Annotated in this window: 1 protein-coding gene; it reads right to left on the bottom strand. The window is 36.0% G+C overall.

The features are described from left to right. Positions 1–179: 179 nt before the first annotated feature. The gene (locus E1171_RS01665) at positions 180–1,220 is read right to left on the bottom strand and encodes a formylglycine-generating enzyme family protein (protein ID WP_155203441.1); all 1,041 of its coding nucleotides are present in this window, start codon (positions 1,218–1,220) and stop codon (positions 180–182) included. Positions 1,221–1,643 lie beyond the last annotated feature (423 nt).

Here is a 1,643-nt window from a genome sequence, read left to right as displayed (position 1 = left end):
ACCTACTTACACAGTTTTCCGGATAGTGTCGGTTGAGAGTAAACTCTTTGCTCTAATAGCTAATCTATAAAAAACTTAAAGCCATTTTTACTGGACAAAATGGTGAACAGACAAGAGATTTAAAACCCGGGCCTTAAAGGCCCGGGTTTTAACTTCTAACTTTTAATACTTATTTAATTTCATTTCACATCCTTAACCATCCTAAATCCAATATGCTTGCCCCACCCTTTGGCTCCAAAACTATAGCGAAAGGATACGCGCCCTCTATCCGGTGGATTATTCCAGCTTCCACCCCGAAGAACCTTAAACTTTCCCCTCTTTGGCCCTTTTGGATCTTTTAAGCCTTCTTTTTTATAAAAACTTGTACTAAAAAAATCGCTACACCATTCCCATACATTTCCGCTCATATCATAAATTCCCAATTCATTTGGAGCCTTGTCTCCCACCGGATGAACCTTCTTTTTTGAATTTCCATTATGCCAAGCCACTTTCTCAAATATATTTTCCCCACTATACAAATGCCCCTGACTTTGTACCCCTCCACGGGCAGCATACTCCCATTCTGCTTCAGTAGGAAGTCTACCTCCCGCCCATTCGCAATAAGCCACTGCGTCATGCCAAGTAATCTTCACCATAGGATCATTATCATTCCACTCCCATGAAGGTTCCTTAGGCATGTCATAGCCTGTTTCTTCGCAAAACTTCCGATACTCCCCTACAGTCACCTCATATTGTCCAATATAAAAATCACTGACAGTTACCTGATGTTCAGGGATCTCATTGCTATTCCCATTTTTATTTCCCATAATAAAAGTTCCTCCTTTTACCAAAATCATTCCATCAATCACATTTTTTGAGGATGTTTCTTCAACTATTGCTTCTTCAAAATCAATGATCACAAGCTTATTAGAGTTTTTATCTTCTTCACTCAATGATACAATCTTTTCGAATAAATGCCCTTCTTCCAAAGATTCAGCCTGAAGCAAATTATCCCCTTTATTTGCAGCAACATGAATTACCTTTTTCCCTCTGAGCACACCGAAACTTTGGCCGTTGACAAAAACTTCACAAGCAATTTTTGTGGTAACTATAATATTGGCAAAGCCAGATTGTTTCGCTTTTATTTCCCGAATAGTCCCAGTATCTAGTTCTTGAGACATTCCCCAATTTGATAAAAAAAAACCACATAGAATTACCACAAAAAGAAATTTTCGGGTCATAGCAACATCTATTTTAGGATGACTTTGGAGTTCATGATAAGAATCCAATATGATTCAAAGCTTATTTTAATTATTTTTCTGGTCTCCCTTATTTTAATTCCTAGGTAAAGAATAAATTTTGGGATAGTACTTAATTTTCTTCTCAATGGCTTTTTCCAATAGTTAGTTTTCCATTGGCAGTTTTCATTTTCTATACAATTACTGTCAATTTGGGATTGAAGCTTCAATGCATGAAGGTCTCCTTATTAACTTTTAATCAATGAAAACTAAGGAAATGAAAAAGCAATCGTGATTTGAAATAAATTCCCAATTTGAAAAGATGAAAGCCTTAACTTTCTAAAAGAAAACTTACAAAAGGTAAAAAAGTTAGAGAAAAGGAAAAAAGAAAGGTAATACTGAAATTGGAATTCCCATTAAATTCCA

The sequence above is a fragment of the Xanthovirga aplysinae genome (assembly GCF_009711365.1).
Lineage (GTDB): Bacteria > Bacteroidota > Bacteroidia > Cytophagales > Cyclobacteriaceae > Xanthovirga > Xanthovirga aplysinae.
The sequence above is the reverse complement of the archived record's forward strand: the minus strand, read 5'-3'. Positions and strand labels throughout refer to the sequence as shown.